The sequence below is a fragment of the Aeromonas sp. ZOR0002 genome (assembly GCF_963866995.1).
Taxonomy (GTDB): Bacteria; Pseudomonadota; Gammaproteobacteria; order Enterobacterales; family Aeromonadaceae; genus Aeromonas; species Aeromonas caviae.
Map to the genome: position 1 here is coordinate 30,387 of NZ_CAWMFQ010000277.1, position 19,894 is coordinate 50,280.

Sequence of the window (19,894 nt, forward strand, 5' to 3'; positions counted from 1 at the left end):
GCTCTGGGCTTTTCGTTCATCGAACGCAGACAACAGACCCGGCATCCCGTGTATTACCCGTGGCGGTCAGCGAACGACTCTTGCGCTTCTGCCACATGACGCCTTATTCCCCATCTTCGGCGTCCATTTCATCGAACTGGTGGTAGATCAGGGCCGCAGATAGCACCCCGGGCAACCCCTGAATGGTGTCGATGGCCGCCATGATGGGACGCTGGCTCGGCCCCTCCAGGGTCACCACCAGCTTGCCCTCCTCGCTGACGGCGTGGATCTCGGCCCCGTCCAGGGTCGCAATCCGCTCTGCCAGGGCGTGGCGCAGATCGGGCTGGGTCAGCACCACCAGGCTGGATACATGGAACTCTTCTCGCGTCATATCACCGTTTTCCAACTTGTTCGTCTCTTGGGTCATCGCGAAGCCTCGCCACGAGACAGACCGATGCTGATGCTGCCCACCGGGCAATCCGCCACGCAGGCCCCGCAGCCATTGCACGACTCGGCATGGATGCTGGGGGTGGGTACGCGCCCCAGCCGGGGGGAAAAGCGGATGGCCTGCTGCTCGCAGCTGTCCTGACAGCGCTGGCAGAACACCTGGGCAGTGGCCAGACAGCCCGCCTCGATATGGGCCACATACACCCAGGGTGTCTGGGTTGTCGGCCTGAACACCGGCGCCTGGCAGGTGCTGACGCACTCGGTGCAGAAGGTGCACTCGCCGCGGTGAAAATCCACCGTGGGGAAGCCCCCGTCCCCCTTGATCAGGATCTGCTCCGGGCAGGCCGCCAGACAGTCGCCGCAGCGGGTGCAGCCAGCCACGAACTCGTCCCAGGAGACGGACCAGGGCAACTGGATCCCGGCCTTGGGGGCGCTCAGGCGTCCCCGAAACAGGCCTCTGCGTGACAAGTTGACCCCGTCGGTCATATCGACTCCTCTATTTCGGGGACGAATACCCCCGCGCGGATCCCGTGACTGGCATTTTCAATACCAATTATAAGCGTGGGTGTATATTGCGGCCCTGACAAGTCAGGGGATATACCACCAGGGAGATAAACAGGGGGGATTCTTGCGCTGGATCAAACCCTTGGCGCAATTAGACACAGCAGGGGCAAGGTAAATTACCCCTATGTGAGGATTGATAATTAATCGAAGGTTATTTGAGGTGCACGGCGGCTGTCAGCCGCCGATGGAGGCCAGGTGGGGGGTCATGCCTGCATTGCCTTCATGGAGGCGATGGGTGGCGGCCTTGCCGGTCAGCGCCTGGCGAATACGCCATTGCAGCGCCTCCTGCTGGCTGTCATCGGTGAGCAGATCCCGCAGTTCCACCCCGTTGTCGCCAAAGAGGCACAGGTGCAGCTTGCCCTTGGAGGAGACCCGCAGCCGGTTGCAACCGGCGCAAAAATCCTTGCTGTAGGGCATGATGAGCCCCACCCCGCCCCTCGAGTCCGGATGCGTGAACACCTGGGCAGGGCCATCATCCAGGCCGCGCAGCTGCTGCACCCAGCCGCTCTCTTGCAGGCGCTGCTTGATGAGTTCACCGCTGGTATGGTGATCGCGAAACAGGGCGTCCATCTCGCCGGTCTGCATCAGTTCGATGAAACGAAGCTCGATGGGTTTGTCCCGGATCCAGGCGAGGAATGTCTCGAGCTGATGATCATTGAGCCCCTTGAGCAGCACGGCGTTGATCTTGACCGACCGGAAACCGGCACTCAGGGCGGCGTCTATCCCCGCCATCACCTCCGCCAGCTTGTTCTCGCCGGTGATCTGGTGGAACTGGCGGGGATCCAGGCTGTCGACGCTGACGTTGAGGGCCGTCAGCCCCGCATCGAACCACTCGCGGGCACGCTCCTTGAGGCGATACCCGTTGGTGGTCATGGCCACCTTCTCGATGCCGGGGGTATTGGCTACGGTCTCGATGATGGCCGTGAAGTCGCGGCGCAAGGAGGGCTCGCCTCCGGTCAGACGCACCTTGCGCGTCCCCATGGCCGCAAACCCGGAGACGACGCGACGGATCTCCTCCAGGGAGAGGAAGGACTGGCGCCCCTCACCCTCTCCTTTCGGCGGGTGATAGCCGTCCGGCAGACAGTAGGTACAGCGGAAATTGCAGACGTCGGTGACCGACAGACGCAAATAGTAAAAGCGACGGGAAAAACCATCTTCAAGTGGCAACATAAACACCTTTCCAAATACGGGAGGCCAGGGCATTTCTTTCCTGACCCTTTCAGCTCGAACATCGGCTGACGGCGATCTCCCCCTATCTCAATGACTTAGGCAAAATCGCTCGGAGTTCATCTAGTTTTTCGATGCTAGCACAACTTGGAGTACACTCCCATGCTACTTTGTGGGGTCTTTGTGGGTGAAAAGGGAGCCGGTCGGCATGGGAAAATGGTTCAGAGTGCAGTCGGTCAGCAGCGCCATCGGTCGCTCCATGGTGCTGATCCTGTTCATGGCCAGCCTGATCGCCGTGGTGGCCATGGTCACCCTCTTCTATTCGGTTCCCGATGCCAAGGCCATCAACCTGTCGGGATCCCTGCGCATGCAGGCCTACCGCATGGCCTATGAAATCGAGAAGGATCAGGTCGTCCTCGGTCGGCTCGCCCAGTTTGAACAGACCCTTCATGCCCCCGAGCTGCAGGAGACCCAGCGCTGGATCACGCCCGCCTCCCTGCGCCGCACCTATGGTGAAGTCCTCTTGCAATGGCAAGTGATGCGCGAACACATCGAGAATGCCACGCCCAGCCGTTATACCGACAATACGGAACAGTTCGTCGCCGCCATCGATGACTTCGTCAACCAGATGCAGTACCACGTGGAGTTCAAGGTGCGCATGCTGGCCCTGGCAGAGGGGCTAGGGCTGCTCGCCATCATCACCATCGCCTGGTGCACGGTGCGCTTCACCCGCCAGCAGGTGGTGGCGCCCCTCAACCAGCTGGTCTATTGCGCACGCCAGATCCAGCGTCAGGAGTTCGATCTCACCCTGCCCCCCCACTGTGAAAACGAGCTGGGAGAGTTGTCGGGGGCATTCGCGACCATGGCCGACGAGCTCGGCAAGCTCTATCGGGAGCTGGAGAGCAAGGTGGAGGAGAAAACGGCCAAGCTGCAACAGGCCAACGACACCCTCTCCTTCCTCTATTCCACCGCCCAGAAACTGCACGCGGCGCCCCTCAGCCGCCGCACCCTGCAAAAGCTGCTGGAGCGGGCCGCCGCCCACCAGCACATCGAGTACATCCGCCTCACCCGCTTCGAGCACAATGCGATGCCGGTTTACATCACTGGGCGCAAGGGGTGGCCGGGGGATCTGGACGCCGTGGTGAGTTTCTACCTGCAGATGGATGACGAGGAGTACGGCCGGCTCGACATGATAAGCGGCCACCCCATCGACGAGCGGCTGATGAAGAACTTCTCCATGTTGCTGGCCCAGGTGCTGCACAAGGATCAGACCCTGCTGCAGCACCAGCGCCTGCTGCTGATGGAAGAGCGCGCCGTCATCGCCCGTGAACTGCACGACTCCCTCGCCCAGGCCCTCTCCTACCTGAAGATCCAGGCCACTCTGCTCAAGCGCTCCTTCGCCAAAGGGGACAGGGCCAAGACCGAGGCAGCCATGGAGCAGATCGACGAGGGACTCAGCAATGCCTATACCCAGTTGCGCGAACTGCTCGGCACCTTCCGCCTCAGCATCGGCGATGCCAACCTGGGTGAAGCCATCGCGGTCATGCTCGAGCAGCTCAAACCCCAGACGCACGCCGACATCAGGCTCCAGTACGGACTGACGGACACCGACCTTGAAGCGGGGCAGCACATCCACATCCTGCAGCTGATCCGTGAGGCAGTGCTCAATGCCATCAAGCATGCCAGCGCGCGGCACATTGACGTTAGCTGTGAGACCCTGGCTGATGGTAACATCCAGGTTCAGATTGCAGACGATGGTGTTGGAATAAGGGGCGCAAGCTCGGCGGTGAATCACTACGGTCTCAGCATCATGAATGAACGCGCCAGCAAATTGCGCGGCCAGTTGACCATCAGTGAGCCGCCCTCCGGGGGCACCCGCATACACCTGACCTTTCCCACCAGCCTAACAAGAGACGCCTGATGGACGAGATGAAATACAGTGTTCTGGTCGTGGATGACCACCCCCTGATGCGCAAGGGAATTGTGCAACTGCTGGAGTTGGAAGATAACATCGACGTGGTTGGCGAGGCCTCCAACGGCACCGACGCCGTGGCCATGGCCAAGGAGTCCGAACCGGACCTTATCCTGCTCGACCTCAACATGAAGGGGTTGTCAGGTCTCGATACCCTCAAGGCGCTGCGGGCCGAAGAGGTGACTTCCCGCGTGGTGATCCTGACCGTCTCTGACGCCCGCCAGGATGTGGTTGCCCTGCTCAAGGCAGGCGCGGACGGCTATCTGCTCAAGGACACCGAGCCTGACATGCTGCTGGCCCAGCTGGCTGACGTGATGACCGGCAAGCAGATCCTGAGCGAGCCGCTACGTCCCTATCTCGAGAACATCTACGAGCTGGACCACCTGCAGCAGAAGCTGGAGAGCCTGACCCGACGCGAGATGCAGATCATGCGTGAAATCGCCAAGGGGTTGTCCAACAAGCAGGTCGCCTCCGTGCTCCATATCTCCGAGGGAACCGTCAAGGTCCACGTCAAGAGCCTGCTGAAAAAGCTCGAGGCCCAAAGCCGCGTCGAAGCAGCCGTCATGTACCTGGAACAGCGCAACTGAGGTCCCGGCCTCCTGCCAGCAAGGGGTCACCATCCGTGCCTCCTTGCTGGCCCCCTCTCCTTTTCCCCAAATGGCGCGGAACCCGGTGCTCTATTGAGTAGATGGATTATTATTTTCATGACATCGCACGGGAAGGAAACATCGACATGACCTTTGAGCAGATAGAGCTGGTCCAGAAAGCCTGGGGCAGGGTGAGCGCCCTGAACAACAGCTATGTCCAGGAGGTGTATGAAGAGCTGTTCAGATTGTCCCCCGAACTCAGGGCCCTCTTTCCCCCATATCAGGAGCTGCCCGTTGCCAAGGTGTCGGACACCCTGAACACCGTCATCACCAGCCTCTCCCAGCTGGATGCACTGGGTTTCATCATTCGCGATCTCGGCAGGCGTCACCAGCGATTCAACGTTCAACCCCACCAGTTTGCGCTGCTCAAACAGGCGCTGACCCAGGTACTGGCACGGCGTCTCGGCAGTGGTTTTACCCCGGCACTGGCACAGGCCTGGTCGCAGATGTATGACGAGATAGCCGCCCTGATGCTGGACGGCATGACACAGCACACCGAATTGACCACCTGATCCCCTGGCCTTTGCCCCCAATCGCTGAATGGGTCTGTAACAGGCATTTTGCATGAATCAAATTTGCAATATGCGAAAATAGACTCATTCTGCACACGGGGTATGTTCGGCGCCCTAACACCTCACCTGAATCCCTTTCGCACTACCTTGCCTGCGTTCGTGATACAAAATCACAATAGATTGATTTTAAATGGATATTAAAAATAACCACGGGAAATGGCTCACCCCTTCGCCACGCCACCTCTCTCTGGCACGGTCACTGCATTGTCACATTCAGCAATGAGTGATTAGGAGGATGGAACATGAAACTTCAACAACTGGCACTGTTCCCCTTGCCGTCCCACATTCTGCCCGGTGGCAAGCTCCCCCTTCGCCTGTTCGAGCCGCGCCACCTGCAGATGCTCAAGGAGTCCTTCCTCGAGGATCGTGGCTTTGGCATCGTGATGGAAGAGACCACCAGCACGGGCACCTGCGGACGGATTCTCCCGGTCGGAACCCGCGTCAAGGTGACTGATTTTTATACCCTCAACGACGGTTTGCTCGGGGTCACCGTGCTCGGCCTTGAACGCTTCTGCATCCACGAGATGGAAACGGATGACGCAGGCCTCAGGCACGCCCAGGTCGAGCCACTGCCCAACTGGCCGAGTGCGGATTCTGATGTCAGCGACAACCAGCTGGTCAGCCGATTGAGAGAGGTCTTTGCACAATACCCGGAACTGGATGAGCTCTACCCGGACAAGCAGTTCGACGATGCAGCCTGGCTCTGCCAACGCTGGCTCGAGATCCTGCCCATGCCGATCTATGAAAAACAGATGTTGATTGCCAAGCAGAACAGTGAAGCGGCGCGTCAGTTCTTGCGCCGACTGATCGCACAGTGAGTCAAAAAGTGAGTCAACGGTTGGTTTGCAAAACGCGAATTCTCGGCACTGCATTCTTATAATGAAAAAATGAGAATTGCATTTTGCAATCACGGTAGCGATAAATAACACACAATTCAGCTACAGGCCGCAAATAACAGGTTTTGAAAAGTTGGCACGACTTTTTCATATAAAACCGTACAACCCGATTTATCCCGTGCTCTCTTCAGTATTTGCTGAAGAATTGGTCAACCACCAGGTTGACCATTTTTTTTACCAAAAATCGGCCGGCATCACCTGCAATGGCGGAGCAGGCAGCTTCGCAGCCTGGCAAGACTGATGGGTTTGGCCAGAAAATCGTTCATGCCCTGGGCAAGGCAGCGGGCCCTGTCCTCCATCATGGCATTGGCCGTCAACGCGACGATGGGCATCTCGCACCCCATGTCCCGCAGGCGCCGGGTCGCCTCCAGCCCATCCATCTGCGGCATCCGCATATCCATCAGGACAAGGTCCGGCTGCTGCTTCGCCACCTGTGCCAGGGCCTCCAGCCCATTGCCTGCCAGCCTCACCCTGCACACCAGCTTCTGCAGCATCAGGGATACCACCAGCTGATTGACCGGACTGTCTTCCACCACCAGCACATCCAGCTCCAGTCTGGCGCACTCTTCACTATTGGGGGCGGCGGCCGGAGCACAGGGAGAGGCCATCCCGGGCAGCTCGAACCAGAAGCAGCTTCCCAGTCCAGGCGTGCTCTGCACGCAAATGTCTCCCCCCATCAGCTGCACCAGCCGCCTGCAGATGGCCAGCCCGAGCCCCGAGCCGGAGAAGCGGCGGGTTGCCGAACTGTCGACCTGATAGAAGGGTTCAAACAGCAACGCCTGATCCTCGGTGGAGATGCCGATCCCCGTGTCGCTGACCATGACCCCCAGCTTTTCCTCCTCCCAGGTCAACGCCAGACGCACGCTGCCGACGGAGGTGAACTTCACGGCATTGCCAAGCAGGTTGCCTATCACCTGGGAGAGGCGGACGGCATCCCCTTGAAGGCGTTCGGGGAGCGTTTCATCCAGATGCCAGTGCAGTGTGATGCCCTTGGCACTGGCCTGTGCCTGCAAGGGCTCCACCAGGGCACGGCACAGCTCGGCTGGCTGAAAGGGTTCACAGTGCAGGGTCAGGGTATGTGACTCTATTTTCGAGAAATCGAGCACATCGTCGATGATGGTCTGCAACAGATGCGCAGAGTGGGTGGCATGACCGATGAGGGTCTGTTGCGGAGTGTCGAGCCGGCCGTGCTGCAGCAGATCCAGCATCCCCAGCACGGCGTTCATGGGAGAGCGGATCTCGTGGGTCATCATGGCGAGGAACTGGGATTTGGCACGGTTGGCCGTCTCGGCATCGTCCCGCGCCCGCGCCAGCTCCTGCTCGCGGCGGATCTGGCTGCCTATCTCCCGCGCCGTGCCCCGATAGCCGAGGAAGCGGCCACCGGCATCATGGCAAGGCTCCGCATTGATCTCCATCCAGCAAGGCCCGCCCGCCAGCATCACCTGGGCCCGCATTCCCCGCACCGGCAGATTGTGGGCGATCAGGTGCCGGTAGTGGCTCCAGGCCGGGTCCTGCTTGTCGTGGGCAAAATCATAGAGGCTTCTCCCCGTCTGGCGGGCCAGCACTTCCCCCTGATAGCCAGGGGCAGAGACATAGCTGAGCCTGTGCTGGGGATCGGTCTCCCAGAACCAATCGGAGGCCATGGCGGCAAAACTGCGAAAACGCTGTTCGCTGGCCTGCAGGGCCAGGGTCTTGAGGTCAACCTGTTCTTGCAGGCGAGCCCGATAGGCGATGTTGACCAGGGCCTGGGAGATGAGCGGGCGACAACGCTGCATCGCCGCCTTGCTCTTGAGATCGAAGGTGCCCGCCACGCTGTGCCGGCAGATGAGCACACCGGAAAACCCCGGTCCCTGCAAGCCTGTCATCATGACGCTGGCCCAGCCCGGCGCCCCTGCCAGCGGCGCCAGCTCAGGCAGTTGGGCGGGATCATAGATGACCAGGGTCTCCCCCTCGATGGCCCTGGAGAAGAGCGGTGTCAGCGACCAGGTCCGGCCCACCTCGTCCGGCTGGGTGCTCAGATGGGTGCTGCCCCCCACGGCCTCCCAGGCAACCACGTCCGCCTGTTCGAATCCGATAAAGGGCTTGAGAGCAAGAATGAGACTCTCCAGTACCTGCTCCAGACTCTGGGCCTGTGCCAGGGTCGCCACCCCGCACAGCAGGGCTTGGGACTCCTCCCGATATCTGGCCTCCCGCTCCCGGCAACGCATCAGCTCCACCAGCGTGGTTTGTAGTTTGTCACCCAGGGTTTCGAGTTCGCTATTGCCTATCATCTTGAATCCAGCACAGTGTCAGCTCTCGAGGAAGATTACGCTCGACACCATGAGGTTGCCGTGTGCCAGCTCACCATGGGGTAATCGTCCCTGTTCACCGAAGGTAAAGGGCGTGATGAAGGGGATCTCACCCAGCCTCTGACTGAATTGACTGACGATGTCCCCCAGCCTGTCCCCCAGTGCCAGCCGACAACCGGCACAAAACACCACCAGGGCGCCAAAGGGGCGCATATTGCTCGCCATACCATATTCAGGCTCGATATTCACCGCATTCAGGCTGCGCTGCAACAACCCTTCCTGGCTGCTGTACATGAGCAGCAGCCGCTCTCCCAGTCGGGTCTCGGTAAAGAGGCGCAGCCCCTCCCGCGCCGTCACCGCCTCGGGATGGGAGAGCTTGTAGTAGGGCAGATCATCGAGCATGCCGACCTGACGGGCCAGTGGCGAGAGCGTCGTCTCCCTGAGGATGGGGCCCACCGGCCAGGGCGTCGCACGCTCGGTCCAGCGACCATAGACCCGGGCCGCCGGCTCGTGATCGATGGTCAGCACCTCCCGCCCGTCTATCCCGGTAATGATGCCGCGACACTCGGTGGGTACATAGCCTGAGTGAAACTGGAACGCCAGTTGGCAGTCGGGGTAAAGCACCGCCAACACGCACCCTTGTGATCCCTCCCCTTCGTCCCAGCACAGCTGCCACTGCCCGGCCACGCCGTCGTCTGCCGCCGACCCGCCGACGACGGGAACGGTCGCGCCAAACTCGGCGTCGATCCCAGCGAGCACAGCCTCCTCCAGCCCCGGGCTGGTGTGCAGCAACACGAGCTGCGGCAGCTCTCCCGGTCGGCCACCATCGGCGATGGCGCGGCGCAGCAATGCCCGCACATCCGGTTGATCCCCCATCTGGCCAGCCACGCCATAGGCCCCCTTGCCATCATAAAGGGCGGCGACCGACAGGCTCCAGCCATGCCGACCATGATGGCCATCCTGGGTCAGGATACCGCCGCAGGAGCTGCAACCGATCAGCCGGGTATCGGGAAAACGTGCCTTGAGCGCACGGCGCAGTTCCGCCACCTCGTGTGCTTGGGTAAAATAGACCAGCAACAGCGATGGAACATGGGATGACTGGGCATGCAACCGCTCTGTAACTTGTTGGGCGGCCAGTGGGGTCGTCTCGGCAAGCGAGTGAGCCGTCAGGAAGTTCAACATCGTCTCCTAGGGGTACGGGATGCTGGCATCAAGCAAAAATCATACCCTTATCAAACAATTACCTGGCCATGGAGACTAGAATGGTGCTCACTGGCCTCCCACGGGATCACTGCATGTGGCAGAAAAATATCAATGACTTCGACCGGGTTGTCGCCATCGGCGGCGGGCACGGTATGGGCCGGGTGCTCTCTTCCCTGTCGTTCTTGGGATCCCGGCTGACGGGCATCGTCACCACCACGGATGATGGCGGCTCCACCGGACGCCTGCGCAAAAGCGAGGAGTGCATCGCCTGGGGGGATCTGCGCAACTGCCTCAACCAGTTGGTGACCACCCCCAGCATCGGTAGCCAGCTGTTCGAGCACCGCTTTACCGGCCGCGGCGAGCTCGCGGGCCACAACCTCGGCAACCTGATGCTGCTGGCCCTCGACAACCTCTGCGTGCGCCCCCTGGATGCCATCCGGCTCATCAGCGACATGCTGGAAATTGAACCCAATCTGCTGCCCATGTCCGAGCATCCCACCGATCTGTGCGCCCACACCGTCTGTGGCGATCAGATCCTGGGGGAGGTCTCCATCGATCAGCTCACCACGCCGCCACGGGCCCTGAGCCTGAAACCGGTCGTGCCCGCCACGCGCGAAGCAGTCGAGGCGCTGAGCCAGGCCGACATGATCATCCTGGGGCCGGGCAGCTTCCTCACCTCCATCATGCCTCCTCTGCTGCTGCGCGAAATTGCGGAGGCGATCCGCAGCAGCCGCGCCATCGTCGTGTTCATCAGCAATCTGGTGGACGAAGAGGGTCCGGCAGGCCAGTTGTCACTGTCCAGTCAACATCGTTGGCTGGAAGAGCGGATAGGCAGCGGCCGGATCGATGCCATTCTGGCTCCCGAGGGCCCCCAGGTACCCGAGCTGCAGCACTGCCTCGTTCGGGCCGAGCTGGGTGAAGCGGCCCTCCCCCACCGCCACGACCGCCTCAAGCTGCGGCTGGCACTCGACACAGTGATCCTGAGCAGGCTTGGCGAGCGCGACATGGCGGGCTGATGCCCTTCTGGATCAGTGAAACTGGGCCAGATGGGTGAAGACCTGGGGCAGGGAGTGCTCCAGCTCCGCCAGCAGTCTGCCGGCCTCTTGCTCATCTTCCCGGCGACAGGCGGACTCCAGATCCATCACCTGCTGATAGCTGGGTTTGGCGCCATAGCTGCCACAGGACGATTTCATGCTGTGGGCAACACGCGCAAGGGCTGACCAGTCCCGCTGCTCAAAAAGCGGTCTTAATTGGGCCAACTGCTCGCCTACCTCTTCGACAAACACCGAGATGACGACCGGCATCATCTCGTGACCGATGTCATCTGCCAGTTGTCGCAGCACTTTCTGATCCAGCCACTCCATCTTCTCTTCCCTATGATGGTATTCAAACAGACCACAATATAGCGGACCCACAGCCCCGCTGTCACCCGCCCTTCGGGCATGCCCGTATCGCTCCGGATGCTCTTGGGACACCAGAATGTGAGCAGCTTCAAGTTATCGGTATGTCAGCCAGAATGGAGAGAGATAAAGGTTGTCACAAAATTAACATTAAAGTAACAATGCAACCCATGAGAATGATGCGGCTCAGCAACACCTCTCTCATCCCTTTTTGCCTGTATGGCTGCTGCGAAGAACCAGGGTAGACATCTACCCTGGTATTTTTTATTTCTGGTTCAACAAGTTGGCTGAATTGCCATATTCCAGCTCGCCCAGCCTGAACAGGCAGAACTCCCCGGGCACCATCTTCACCCAATTCTCGTTGCCGGTGAGCGGCCGGGTGGCGATCAGGGTCACCACATCGTTCGGCGTGGTTTCACTCTGAAAGTCGATGGCCACATCCTCATCCAGCAGACGGGCTTCGCCAAAGGGAGCCCTGCGCGTCAACCAGTAAAGATTGTTGCTGCAATAGGTCATCACGAACTCTCCGTCCGACAGCAGCATGTTGAACACCCCGAGCCCGCGCAGCTCGTCGCACAGGGTCGCGAGGTAGCGGAACATGGCGGGGAAATTTGCCGGCCGTTTGGGGTACTTGTGCTCCAGCCTGTCGAGCAGCCAGCAGAAGGCGTGCTCGCTGTCGGTGTCGCCCACCGGACGGTGCCGCCCCGTGGGCAGCCTCTTGTAACCGGTCAACTGGCCATTGTGGGCAAAGGTCCAGTAACGGCCCCACAGTTCTCGGGTAAAGGGGTGGGTGTTTTCCAGGGAGACACACCCCCGGTTCGCCTGCCGGATATGGCTGACCACGGCACGGCTCTTGATGGGCAGTGCCTGGACCAGCTTGGCGATGGGAGACTGGGCGCTGGGTTCGGGATCCTTGAAGGTGCGAAAACCCCGCCCCTCATAGAAGGTGATCCCCCAGCCATCCTTGTGGGGACCGGTCTTGCCGCCCCGCAGCATCAGCCCGGTAAAGCTGAAGCAGATGTCGGTCGGCACATTGGCACTCATGCCGAGCAGTTCGCACATATACCATCCACTCCCTGAATGTCTTGACTCTGGTTTCGTCAATCAACCGTCACGGCTGGTCGAGAGGGCCGGTATGGTCACCCATCACCCCCTCTCAATCCCGGATCGTTGATTACTTGGCCATCTCTTTTTCAACCAGCTGGATCAGGATGTGGATCACCTTGATGTGCACTTCCTGGATGCGGTCGGCATAACCGAAGTGCGGCACACGGATCTCCACATCGGCCAGACCAGCCATCTTGCCGCCGTCCTTGCCGGTCAGGGCAATCACCTTCATCCCTTTGGCACGGGCCGCCTCGATGGCTTTGAGGATGTTGCCGGAGTTGCCGCTGGTGGAGATGCCGAGCAGCACGTCACCACGGCGGCCGACGGCCTCCACATAGCGAGAGAAGACATAGTCATAGCCAAAGTCGTTGGAGACGCAGGAGAGGTGGCTGGGATCGGAGATGGCGATGCCGGCATAGCCTGGGCGGTTCTCGCGATAACGACCGGTCAGCTCCTCGGCAAAGTGCATGGCATCGCAGTGGGAGCCGCCGTTGCCGCAGGAGAGTACCTTGCCTTCCTGCTTGAAGGAGTCGGCGAGCAACCTGGCCGCCGCCTCGATGTTTTTCAGATTTTGCTCATCTGCCAGGAACGCCTGAAGCACGCTGGCAGCCTCGGTCAACTCGTTGCGGATCAGTTCTTGGTACATGGTTCTTGAAATCTCGTCGTCCAACATAGGGTGGCGGCATTGTCGCACAAGCCAGTCCAATCGTCGCCCCCCGCCCGCCAAGATGGGGCGGGCAGCGCGTTATGCCGATCACAGAGCCAAGGTAACAGGCTTGTAAACAGCTTGATAAGTTTGTGCGTATGAATTACAACAGGGGCCATATCCAACAGGTCAGACCTCTGGATCAGTTAACGCCAATTTCCCAACCTCGGCAATTCATGCAAGGAGCAAACAATGACGACGACCCTCACTCTGCTCGGGGTGATCCTGGTGATCGGCGCCATGGCCTATCGCCGTGCGTCCCTGTTCACCGCCACGCTTGCCACGGCCGCCGCCCTGGTCGCCGGCACCTTCTATGGCCATGTGCCCCTGTTGGTGTGGGCGCTGTTCGCGGTGATAGCCCTGCCCCTCAATCTGGTGGAGTTTCGCCGCAACCAGCTGACCAAGCCGCTGTTCAAGATCTACAAGTCCATCATGCCGGAGATGTCCCGAACCGAGAAGGAAGCCATCGAAGCGGGGACGACCTGGTGGGAAGCGGATCTGTTTGCCGGCAACCCGGACTGGAAGAAGCTGCACGCCATTCCGGTCAGCACGCTGTCTGCCGAAGAGCAGGCCTTCATGGACGGTCCGGTTGAAGAAGTGTGCCGCATGGTCAACGACTGGGAAGTGACCCACGAGCGTGCCGATCTCTCTCCCGAGGTGTGGCAATACCTGAAGGACAACAAGTTCTTCGCCATGATCATCAAAAAGAAATATGGCGGGCTGGAGTTCTCCGCCTACGCCCAGTCCTGCGTGCTGCAAAAGCTGTGCGGCGCCAGCGCCGTGCTCGCCTCCACCGTCGGCGTGCCCAACTCCTTAGGGCCGGGTGAGCTGCTGCAACACTACGGTACTGACGAGCAGAAGGATTACTATCTACCCCGTCTGGCTGTCGGCAAGGAGATCCCCTGTTTCGCCCTGACCAGCCCGGAAGCGGGTTCTGATGCGGGCTCGATTCCCGACTTCGGCATCATCTGCAAAGGCGAGTGGGAAGGGGAAGAGGTGCTCGGCATGCGCCTGACCTGGAACAAGCGCTACATTACCCTGGCTCCCATCGCCACCGTACTCGGCCTCGCCTTCAAGCTGCGTGACCCTGACCACCTGCTGGGTGAGGAAGAAGAGCTCGGCATCACCTGCGCCCTCATTCCGACCCACATCAAGGGGGTCGACATCGGCCGTCGCCACTTCCCGCTCAACGTGCCGTTCCAGAACGGCCCGACCCGCGGCAAGGACGTGTTTGTACCGCTCGACTTCATCATCGGCGGTCCGGCCATGGCCGGTCAGGGCTGGCGCATGCTGGTGGAGTGTCTCTCCGTCGGCCGCGGCATCACCCTGCCCTCCAACAGCACGGGCGGCGTCAAGATGCTGGCCCTGGCCACCGGAGCCTACAGCCGCATCCGTCGCCAGTTCAAGCTGCCGATTGGCAAGATGGAAGGGATTGAAGAGCCGCTGGCACGCCTGGGTGGCAACGCCTACATCATGGGCGCCGCCGCCAAACTGACGGTCACCGGCATCGATCTCGGTGAAAAACCCTCGGTCATCTCCGCCATCGTCAAGTACCACCTCACCGACCGCGCCCAGAAGTGCATCATTGATGCCATGGACATCCATGGCGGCAAGGCCATCTGCATGGGGCCGAACAACTATCTGGCCCGTGGCTATCAGGGGGCCCCCATCGCGGTGACCGTCGAGGGAGCCAATATCCTGACCCGCAGCATGATCATTTACGGTCAGGGAGCCATCCGTTGCCACCCCTACGTGTTGCCGGAGATGCTGGCAGCCAGCCACCCCGACAAAGAGCAGGCGCTGAAAGATTTCGACAAGGCGATGTTCAGCCACGTGGGCTTTGCCATCAGCAACCTGGTGCGCAGCTTCTGGCTGGGGCTGACCGGTGCCCGCTTCGCCGCAGCGCCCTACAAGGATCAGACCAAGGGCTACTATCAGCAGCTCTCTCGCCTCTCCGCCAACCTTGCCTTCCTGTCAGACATGGCGATGGGCACCCTGGGTGGCGAGCTCAAGCGCAAAGAGCGGGTCTCTGCCCGCCTCGGCGACGTGCTGAGCCAGCTCTATCTGGCCTCCAGCGCCCTCAAGCGCTATCAGGATGAAGGACGCCAGCAGGCCGACCTGCCGCTGCTGCACTGGGCACTGCAAGACGCCCTGTTCAAGGCTCAGGAAGCGATCGACGAGTTGCTGCGCAACTTCCCGAATCGCTGGATTGGTCTAGCCCTGCGCGCCATCGTGCTACCCCTTGGTCGCGACCTGAAGCGTCCCTCCGACAAGCTCGACAGCCAGGTGGCCCGCCTGCTCCAGGTGCCAAGTGCCACGCGCAGCCGTCTGGCCGAGGGTCAATATCTGACGCGCGAGGAGGGCAACCCCTTCGGGCTGCTGGAACAGGCGCTGGACGATGTGCTGACCGCAGAGCCGCTGTTTGACAAGGTGTGCAAAGCCGAAGGGAGCAAACGCCCCTTCACCCAGCTCGACAAGGTGGCAGAGGCGGGCCTGAGCCTCGGTGTCATCAACCAGGCCGAAGCGGATCTGCTGCGGCGCGCCGAGGAGAGTCGTCTTCGCACCATCAACGTCGATGACTTCGATCCCGTCGACCTGGTGGCCAACAAGGCACTGTTTGAAGCCTCCGCCTATCACAGGGCAGCTTGATGCCTCTGATGCCAGAACGCCTCCCTTGTGGAGGCGTTTTTCATGAAAGGGCGGGTGGATGGCATTCGATACGAAGAAAGAGAAACCGACTGGATCATATTTTGGATATCAATCCGTTTCCTATATTGAATGAAGCAGTTAAGGTAAGCACAGGATCACACACAGGATTGCATAATGGATGATCAAATCCTGATTATTGATGATGAAGATCTTCCCCAATCAGCACCGCGTCCCGCCGGCTGGAAGGTGATGATAGTGGACGATGAACCCGAAGTGCATCGCATCACCAAAATCACCCTGAACAAGTTTGAATTCGACGGCAAGCCGATCGATTTTCTGCACGCCTACTCTGCGGCTGAAGCCAAAGCCTTGCTCGCCCTCACCCCGGATGTCGCCCTGCTGCTGCTCGACGTCGTCATGGAGGTCGATCATGCCGGTCTCGAGGTGGTCAAGTTCGTGCGCGACGAGCTGCAAAACAAGATGGTGCGCATCGTGCTGCGAACCGGTCAGCCCGGCCAGGCCCCGGAAGATGACGTGGTGACCAACTACGACATCAACGACTACAAGGACAAGACCGAGCTCACCTCCCAGAAACTGCGCACCCTGCTGCGCGCCAGCCTGCGCTCTTACCGGGACATCCGAACCCTTGAGAGCAATCGACAGGGGCTGGAAAAGGTCATCGAGGCGTCCAAGGGGATCTTCGAGCAGCGTGCCCTGCGCCAGTTCGTCGAAGGAGCCCAGACCCAGCTCAGTGCCCTGCTCAATCTGGAAGAGTCCCAGATTTACGATGTGAAGCACCTGGCGTATGAGGTGCGGGATCAGGTGCTCGAGCCTCTGCTCAGCGATGGTCCCATGCTGCGCCTCGTCGATGCGCCGGAGATCCTGCGCTGTGCCATGGCCAAGGGAGCCAATGTCTACGATGGCAACCAGATGGTGCTCTATTGCCAGAATGCCCGCCATCACCTGCTGTTCCACATCGAGACCACTCGCCCGCTCAGCCAGATGGATACCGGGCTGCTCAGCCTGTTCACCGAAAACATCATAGTGGCGCTGGAGAATATCCGGCTCAACGAGGTGATCGGTGACAACCAGCGAGAGATCATCTATCGCATCGGCGAACTGGTGGAGAGCCGCTCGAAAGAGTCCGGCTTGCACGTCAAGCGGGTGGCCCTCTACACCGAGCTGTTCTGCAAGCTGCTCGGCATGAATGAGGACAGGTGCGAGCTCATCAAGCGGGCCTCTCCCCTGCACGACATCGGCAAGGTGGGGATCCCGGACGCCATCTTGCACAAACCGGGCAAACTCACTCCCGAGGAGTGGGAGATCATGAAAACCCACGCCCAGCTTGGGCAGGACATGCTCTCCGGCAGTGACCTGGCCCTGTTCCAGATAGGCGCCACCATCGCGGGCAACCATCACGAGAAGTGGAATGGCAGCGGCTATCCCCGCGGGTTGAAGGGAGAGGACATTCCGCTGGAAGGACGCATCGTCGCCCTGGCGGATGTGTTCGATGCCCTGGGCTCGGATCGTTGCTACAAGCAGGCCTGGCCGCTGGATCAGGTGCTGGCGCTGATCAAGGAGGAGAAAGGAGAGCACTTCGACCCCCTCCTGGTGGACCTGATGCTGGCCAATCTGGAGAAGTTCCTCGATATTCGCGAGCAGTACAAAGACATCTATATCGGCGCTCACTGATATCGGGTTCACCCCATCCACTTGCCACCATGAAGAAGCCGCCCATTGGGCGGCTTCTTTGCAATGTGCGCGGAATTATTGCTCCGGCAGATTGAGATCCAGTTTGGGGGTTGCTGGCGTCTCTTCAAGTTGCGCCTTCTGCGCCGCCATCGCCTTGTGCAGGGTGCGGCGCTTTTGCAGCAGAATGAAACCACCGGCCCCCAGCAAGAGCAGCAACACGCCACCTCCCCCCAGCGCCCAGGGCAGCCAGACCGGACTCTCCCGCTCCTCGAACCGGTCGGGGGTGGCGGCGGATGCGGGCATGGCCGCAGAGGGTGCGGGAGGGGGGGGAGGCGGTGCTATGGTGAACGACTTGGCCGGCAATTGCAGTTGCACCTCGCGACCGAGCCGGGTTGTTCCAAAGAGGGTGGCCTCCACCTTGTACTGCCCTGCCGCCTTGAGGGCGGAGAGATCCACGCCAAAACGCGGCGCTGTCGCCACCTCGTTGAACGTCATGCTACTGCCCCCGCCGTCGATGGCCTTGCCCTGGATGACCACGGAGGCGGGATCCAGTTCATCCACATCGATGACCAGGGAGAGCTTGGCTCCCCCCTCCCCGGAGGGGGGATTCAGGGAATAGCTGACCGGCCAGGGGTAGAGCAGCACCTGCTGTGACTGGGCTCGTGAGAAGACCTCATTGCCGGTGCTGAAGAGGGCTCGGTATTTTCCCGCAGGGACGTCCAGTACCGCCTCGGCGGTCAAGATACCGTCCCCCGGCACTTCGTCCACCCCCTTGCCATCATCCATGTAGCGTCCCAGGGTCTCCTCGAACACGGGATCGCCGCTCTGGCTGGCATCGTTGAACTGCTGCAGCTTGACGGTCATGCCCAGATCGGTGAGGTAGTAACCCGCCCCAGGCGCCGCGCCATCGATCAGCAGACGGGATTGCAGTTTGACCCGCTCACCCTGATAGAGGCGGGCCGGCAGCGGCTCGCTCTCGACCTGGATGTCGGTGAGCAGGCGCACCCGATTGTCGGGGTCCACCTCCCCGATCGCCTGCCAGGGGCCGGGCATGGGGTCGCGGATGGTGATGAGATCCTGATCCTTGAGGGGCAACCAGCCCACGTCGGGCGGCTTGACCTTGCCCACATAGAGCTTGCTGCCATCGGGTCGCACCAGGATCACCGAGGGCGTCCCCGGCTTGCGCTTGATGATGAAGGTGATCTCCTTCACGCCGTAATCGATGCGAAAGCGGTTGTCGAGCAGAGGAATGTCGGAAGGCGCAAACACCTCGTTGGCCGCGGCCGGGAGGGAGGCCAACAGCAGCAGCCCCCAAAGCGATCTCATTGCCGCCACAGGCAGGCACCTCCTTTTTTCTGTACCAGATCCAGCCTCGCTTCATGGACAGCCGCCACCTCGTCGCTCGCGCGCACCACCCTGAGCAGCGGGCGATTGCTCTCCAGACGACGAATGCCGGTATCCTGGCTGGTCTCGCTCTCGCTGGTTTCACTCGCCAGATTGAGTTTGGTCTGGCCACCCGTCATCAGGAGGTAGACGTCCGCCAGGATCTCCGCATCGAGCAAGGCGCCGTGCAGGGTACGGTGAGAGTTGTCGATGCCGTAGCGATCGCACAACACGTCCAGGTTGTTGCGCTTGCCCGGGAAGAGATCCCGCGCCATTGCCAGGGTATCCGTGATGCCGCAGATATCCGCCGTTTTGAAGTTCAGACCGAGCTTGCTGAACTCATAGTCCATGAAGCTCACGTCAAAGGGGGCGTTGTGGGCGATGAGCTCGGCGCCGCGAATGAACTCGATGAAATCGTCCGCTATCTGGCTAAAAGAGGGCTTGTCCGCCAGGAAGGCATCCGTGATGCCGTGCACGGCGATGGCCTCGGGGTCTACCAGCCGATCCGGCTTGATGTAGACGTGGAAATGGTTGCCGGTGAGTTTGCGGTTGATCACCTCCACACAGCCGATCTCGATGATGCGGTGCCCAAGATAGACAGGGCCGCCCGCGGTGTTCATGCCGGTGGTTTCGGTATCCAGAATGATCTGGCGATGCAGTTGGGGTGTGCTCATGATCAAATCCATGTCAAACTTCGGTTTTACTCGCTAGTTTACCCCAAGCCTCTCGCTAAAACAGATTGATTGCTCATGTTGAAACAGATTGATTTATTCACGGATGGCTCCTGCTTAGGCAACCCGGGCCCCGGCGGCTATGGTGCCGTCATGGTCTATGGCAAGCATCGCAAGGAGATCTCCGCCGGTTTTCGATTGACCACCAATAACCGGATGGAGCTGATGGCTGCCATCATGGGGCTGCGGACCCTGAACGAACCCTGCCAGGTGCGGCTCACCACCGACAGCCAGTATGTGCGCCAGGGGATCACCCAATGGATCATCGGCTGGAAGAAGAAGGGCTGGATGACCGCCAACCGTCAGCCGGTCAAGAACGTCGATCTCTGGCAGGCCCTTGATGCGGAAGTGGCCCGTCACCAGATCGAATGGCTCTGGGTGAAAGGACACTCGGGCCACCCGGAAAACGAACGCTGTGACGAGCTTGCCCGTGAGGCCGCCAGCGGCAAGCAGCTTGCCGAAGACAGCGGCTACCAGCCCTGATGCCCGCT

The 19,894-nt window shown here is 60.6% G+C and carries 18 protein-coding genes and 1 riboswitch; of the genes, 8 read left to right on the forward strand and 10 right to left on the reverse strand.

Translation table 11 applies throughout. From position 1 onward, the window contains the following. Positions 1-103 precede the first annotated feature (103 nt). The 3 genes from AACR77_RS15130 to moaA all read right to left on the reverse strand — a co-directional run bounded on the left by AACR77_RS15130 (position 104) and on the right by moaA (position 2,160). Entirely contained in the window at positions 104-406 is a 303-nt protein-coding gene (locus AACR77_RS15130; RefSeq protein WP_010674154.1) for a chaperone NapD, read from the reverse strand. After that, complete coding sequence (napF, locus tag AACR77_RS15135; RefSeq protein WP_042882578.1) at positions 403-912, reverse strand: ferredoxin-type protein NapF; 510 nt, start codon at positions 910-912, stop codon at positions 403-405. The genes AACR77_RS15130 and napF overlap by 4 nt, the downstream gene beginning before the upstream one ends. A gap of 252 nt (positions 913-1,164) precedes the next feature. After that, positions 1,165-2,160: a GTP 3',8-cyclase MoaA gene (gene moaA, locus AACR77_RS15140; protein ID WP_042882580.1), complete on the reverse strand. Its 996-nt coding sequence runs from the start codon at positions 2,158-2,160 to the stop codon at positions 1,165-1,167. Continuing rightward, positions 2,148-2,287: riboswitch (molybdenum cofactor riboswitch) on the reverse strand. It overlaps the preceding gene by 13 nt. Before the next feature lie 78 nt (positions 2,288-2,365). On the opposite strand from moaA, the gene narQ reads away from it, so the two are divergent. From narQ to AACR77_RS15160, 4 genes are all read left to right on the forward strand, one after another. Continuing rightward, complete coding sequence (gene narQ, locus AACR77_RS15145) at positions 2,366-4,078, forward strand: nitrate/nitrite two-component system sensor histidine kinase NarQ (RefSeq protein ID WP_042882582.1); 1,713 nt, start codon at positions 2,366-2,368, stop codon at positions 4,076-4,078. After that, entirely contained in the window at positions 4,078-4,716 is a 639-nt protein-coding gene (gene narL, locus AACR77_RS15150; RefSeq protein WP_039038841.1) for a two-component system response regulator NarL, read from the forward strand. Before narQ ends, narL begins: the two co-directional genes overlap by 1 nt. Positions 4,717-4,862: 146 nt before the next feature. Further along, positions 4,863-5,288, forward strand: a complete 426-nt coding sequence (locus tag AACR77_RS15155) for a globin domain-containing protein (protein ID WP_042882584.1) — start codon at positions 4,863-4,865, stop codon at positions 5,286-5,288. 302 nt (positions 5,289-5,590) lie between these two features. Next, positions 5,591-6,166, forward strand: coding sequence for an LON peptidase substrate-binding domain-containing protein (locus AACR77_RS15160; RefSeq protein WP_041212730.1), 576 nt, complete (start codon positions 5,591-5,593; stop codon positions 6,164-6,166). Positions 6,167-6,438: 272 nt separating this feature from the next. Here the strand turns inward: AACR77_RS15160 and AACR77_RS15165 are convergent, their stop codons facing one another. Both AACR77_RS15165 and AACR77_RS15170 read right to left on the reverse strand, forming a co-directional pair. Continuing rightward, positions 6,439-8,514, reverse strand: coding sequence for an ATP-binding protein (locus AACR77_RS15165; RefSeq protein ID WP_042882586.1), 2,076 nt, complete (start codon positions 8,512-8,514; stop codon positions 6,439-6,441). Positions 8,515-8,532: 18 nt separating this feature from the next. After that, a complete protein-coding gene (locus AACR77_RS15170; RefSeq protein WP_042882588.1) occupies positions 8,533-9,714 on the reverse strand; it encodes an FIST signal transduction protein in 1,182 nt (393 codons plus the stop codon). A gap of 113 nt (positions 9,715-9,827) precedes the next feature. Here AACR77_RS15170 and AACR77_RS15175 point away from each other — a divergent pair, with 113 nt between their 5' ends. Further along, positions 9,828-10,751, forward strand: a complete 924-nt coding sequence (locus tag AACR77_RS15175) for a gluconeogenesis factor YvcK family protein (RefSeq protein ID WP_042882610.1) — start codon at positions 9,828-9,830, stop codon at positions 10,749-10,751. Between the two features lie 12 nt (positions 10,752-10,763). On the opposite strand, the gene AACR77_RS15180 is transcribed toward AACR77_RS15175, so the two are convergent. The 3 genes from AACR77_RS15180 to lpcA all read right to left on the reverse strand — a co-directional run bounded on the left by AACR77_RS15180 (position 10,764) and on the right by lpcA (position 12,888). Beyond that, positions 10,764-11,099, reverse strand: coding sequence for an Hpt domain-containing protein (locus AACR77_RS15180; protein WP_039038838.1), 336 nt, complete (start codon positions 11,097-11,099; stop codon positions 10,764-10,766). A gap of 300 nt (positions 11,100-11,399) precedes the next feature. Further along, positions 11,400-12,197: a class II glutamine amidotransferase gene (locus AACR77_RS15185; protein ID WP_042882589.1), complete on the reverse strand. Its 798-nt coding sequence runs from the start codon at positions 12,195-12,197 to the stop codon at positions 11,400-11,402. A gap of 112 nt (positions 12,198-12,309) precedes the next feature. After that, a complete protein-coding gene (gene lpcA, locus AACR77_RS15190) occupies positions 12,310-12,888 on the reverse strand; it encodes a D-sedoheptulose 7-phosphate isomerase (RefSeq protein ID WP_010674142.1) in 579 nt (192 codons plus the stop codon). A 252-nt stretch (positions 12,889-13,140) separates the two neighbouring features. Between lpcA and fadE the strand changes: the two genes are divergently transcribed. Together fadE and AACR77_RS15200 are read left to right on the forward strand one after the other, a co-directional pair. After that, positions 13,141-15,597: an acyl-CoA dehydrogenase FadE gene (gene fadE, locus AACR77_RS15195; protein ID WP_042882591.1), complete on the forward strand. Its 2,457-nt coding sequence runs from the start codon at positions 13,141-13,143 to the stop codon at positions 15,595-15,597. 174 nt (positions 15,598-15,771) lie between these two features. Continuing rightward, positions 15,772-17,289: an HD domain-containing phosphohydrolase gene (locus AACR77_RS15200; protein ID WP_039038835.1), complete on the forward strand. Its 1,518-nt coding sequence runs from the start codon at positions 15,772-15,774 to the stop codon at positions 17,287-17,289. Between the two features lie 75 nt (positions 17,290-17,364). On the opposite strand, the gene AACR77_RS15205 is transcribed toward AACR77_RS15200, so the two are convergent. Further along, positions 17,365-18,615 carry a TIGR03503 family protein gene (locus AACR77_RS15205; RefSeq protein ID WP_042865207.1) on the reverse strand — a complete coding sequence of 417 codons (1,251 nt, stop codon included), beginning with the start codon at positions 18,613-18,615 and terminating at the stop codon, positions 17,365-17,367. Next, positions 18,612-19,346, reverse strand: coding sequence for a DNA polymerase III subunit epsilon (gene dnaQ, locus AACR77_RS15210; RefSeq protein ID WP_042882593.1), 735 nt, complete (start codon positions 19,344-19,346; stop codon positions 18,612-18,614). The genes AACR77_RS15205 and dnaQ overlap by 4 nt, the downstream gene beginning before the upstream one ends. 75 nt (positions 19,347-19,421) lie before the next feature. On the opposite strand from dnaQ, the gene rnhA reads away from it, so the two are divergent. Further along, positions 19,422-19,886 carry a ribonuclease HI gene (rnhA, locus tag AACR77_RS15215; protein ID WP_010674138.1) on the forward strand — a complete coding sequence of 155 codons (465 nt, stop codon included), beginning with the start codon at positions 19,422-19,424 and terminating at the stop codon, positions 19,884-19,886. Positions 19,887-19,894 lie beyond the last annotated feature (8 nt).